General features: G+C 50.0%; 1 protein-coding gene. It reads right to left on the reverse strand.

Translation table 11 applies throughout. The features are described from left to right. Positions 1-71: 71 nt before the first annotated feature. On the reverse strand, positions 72-2417 hold the full coding sequence (locus NZ653_10035) for a transketolase (protein ID MCS7287456.1): 2346 nt from the start codon (positions 2415-2417) through the stop codon (positions 72-74). Positions 2418-2532 lie beyond the last annotated feature (115 nt).

A 2532-nucleotide genomic window follows, 5' to 3' on the forward strand; every position in this document is an offset into this window, starting at 1 on the left:
TTGAGGTTTTTGGGGACCCTTTCAAACCATCCAGTGGTGGCAATTTCCAAATCGCAATCAGATAGTTGAGTTTACCCCCTGGCCTCTTTTAGGGCTTTCTCAATTCTCTCCAACCTTTTCTCTCTATCCCTTACAAAGCGTCTTATCCCCTCAAGGACCCAGTAAGGTGAAAGGCGAGCTTCTTCAATAACCTCTTCCACTGTGCCACCAGTGCGCCACCGGTTGTCCCAATCGGCTGAAAGAGAATATTCTTCAGCTATTTTATTAAAAAGCCAGTCATGCATGAGCCAACGGGCCTGAGTGGTTATGCACATGGAGTCAATCTTATCCCCTTCCGAAAGGACCCGGTTGCGGTATTCCTCAGGTTGGAAAGCGAAAAGCTCTGGGCTTATTGCCGCTACTATCTTGACGTTGAGCTTCTCCTCGTCCAGTTTTGGAAGGATTTTAATTATGCTCACCATTGCACTCGTCCCCTGAACTATAACCGTGCCCATCTTCGGGAGGTCTGGCCGGTAATCTCTAACGATGTAAGCTCCTTTAGCGGCCTCAAAGTGGGAAGGCATCCCGAGAGCTTCTCGGTCAGGAACTTCTATGGCCGGACGTGTCAGGTGCAAAGCAATTATCGGCACATCATGTTTGAGAGCTTCGCCAAGGACCACCGGGACTTCATTGTGCTCCCATGGATGCAGATTTATTATTTGCCCTTTCGGGAAGAGCTGAGTCACACCCGGAGCGAAAATCCCGAAGTGAGTGCGGGAATCATCAGCTGTTTCGGGCCCGGAATGGCCTGCAACCCAGATGACTTTCCCTACCTTGAGCTGGCAATCCTGAGCGAGCTGGCTGAAGAGCCTGAAGACCCCATACTTAAGATAAGCGAAAGAACCGTAAGTGGAACAGGCGCCATAGAAGCCATTGAACTCTTCCCATGGGTTCTCTGCAAAATTCACCGTGGCCATCCCTACCATTATTCCGGCGTTGGCAAACTCCGTTATCTCCTGGGGCAAAAGGACACCGTCAGGGGAGCCGAAGCGCTCATACCACCCGTAGCCAGGAAAATCTTCCCACTCTTTGGCAAAACCTGAAATCATTGTGGATTCAGCCAGGTCGGCAGCGCAGACGATGAAAAGGGGACGGCCATATTCTTTATGTCCGAAATAATTGACCCAGGCACCCCATTTGGAGAGGGCTTCCCTGTTCGCCGCCTTTGTCCCGGGAGGGACGAAAAGCTTGGAGGGATAATTGTGGTAATCGTAAAGGCGGGGGTCCTTGAAAGGATTGGCTTTACGGCTTATCTTCAAGGTGGGGATTTCATCAGGAACTGTCTCGGCTATGGCGATAAGGGTGTCAGCCAGGTAATCCACCAGCTCCTGATCCTGACGCAGGACATTTATAACCACCTCCAAATTGGCACGAAACTGGGCCATGAGCTCCTGAGGATCTTTAGGGGCTGGTTGGCCAAATCCTTCAAATTTTACCCCATACTTTTCCGCAAAAGCGCGTTTAGTTTCCCAGAAAAGTTCGCTGTTCAACGGATGAGGAGTGCCGTGAGATTTGTAATCGTATTTAAGATAATCGCGCCCTTTTCTAGTTCTAAACCAGGCAACGCTGGGGACTCTTTCCGGATTGGGGCCGTAAAAGAGCTGGAGCAAGGTTTTAGTAACGGGGCCCCATTCATTTCCCCGCATCGTACCCACCACTCTCCATCCATGGGAACCGAACCAAACCTCAGGGGAGCCGTAAACCACGGAGGAAATAGGGTGTTCATCTATACCGTAATCGTTCCAGTCTACAAGGTAATAAAGATTATCCAGGCCTAATCCCCAGGCAGAGTTAAGAGTTTCGTGAGTGGCACCTGTAGTGAGAGCAGCATCCCCTTCCAGGGCGATAACTTTAACACCATAAGCTCCTGCCCTCTTAAGGGCCAGAGCTTCGCCAGCTGCAGCTGGAGAACCGTGGCCTGAAGGGCCGGTGTTGAACTTAAGAAAGAGAGTTTTCCCTTCCATCTCAGCGTGACCTGAGAGGCCTTTATTCCTTCTGAATTTGAGGAGGTCCTCCCAATAAAGGGCATACTTTTCGGCATTTGGAACGAGGTATTTGGGGTCGCCAGTTTGCTGGTACTTTATCCTCAATGCTTCGTTATATACAGCAAGAGTAGCATAAACGAGGGGAACGGTGTGTCCACCCACCAGGATAAACCTATCCCCGAAGGCTTTCTCTGGATGGCGTATATCCCAGCGCATAACCCCGCTCAAAGTCGTAGCCACAAATATATGCACTTTAGAGCGGGAGCCGCCGGGATGGCCACTTTGGCGGTAATTGAGCATTATATCAATGAGCTGGTCTATTATGTCCTTAATTTTTTCCCAGTAATGGAAATGTTGGGAAAGCTCCTGGTAACGGGTCTCTATAAAATCCATGTGCTCGCTGCCCACGGTCTACCTCCTGGAGATTTTTTGATTTGGATTATAACGAGAAATCCCGTTAAGGCCAAAGTCAGGGGTCAATTTTCCCTGGCTGTTCATCATGTCGCCA

It is taken from the genome of Anaerolineae bacterium (genome assembly GCA_025062375.1).
In the GTDB taxonomy this organism is placed as follows: Bacteria; Chloroflexota; Anaerolineae; order SpSt-600; family SpSt-600; genus SpSt-600.

Bases quoted from the DNA above. Each gene is read 5' to 3' on its own strand.
- NZ653_10035 (MCS7287456.1), bottom strand. From the start codon at position 2,417: ATGGATTTTATAGAGACCCGTTACCAGGAGCTTTCCCAACATTTCCAT.